General features: G+C 70.6%; 1 protein-coding gene. It reads right to left on the bottom strand.

Annotated features, from left to right (window positions below):
• Window positions 1-228: hypothetical protein (locus SB658_RS28325; protein ID WP_486308240.1), on the bottom strand; the 228-nt coding region annotated here is incomplete at both ends.

The raw sequence follows: 228 nt of genomic DNA on the forward strand, positions 1-228 counted from the left end.
CGACGCAGACCGCGCTGATCTCGGTGAACCCGTCGGGGTTCAGACGCTCGCCCGCCATCGCGATGAGTTTTCCATCCCGACGCACACCCACATAGCGGCCGAGCTCGTGCGTGCGCGGGCGGAAGGGACCGGGCTCGTTCCGGGCGACGATCGCCATCATCTCGTCCGCGTCGTCGGGGCCGAGCTCGATCGCCTCGGCGAAGGGCTCACCGGTCACGCGGGGCGAGG

The sequence above is a fragment of the Bacillus sp. SIMBA_008 genome, from assembly GCF_046535495.1.
Taxonomy (GTDB): Bacteria; Bacillota; Bacilli; order Bacillales; family Bacillaceae; genus Bacillus; species Bacillus subtilis.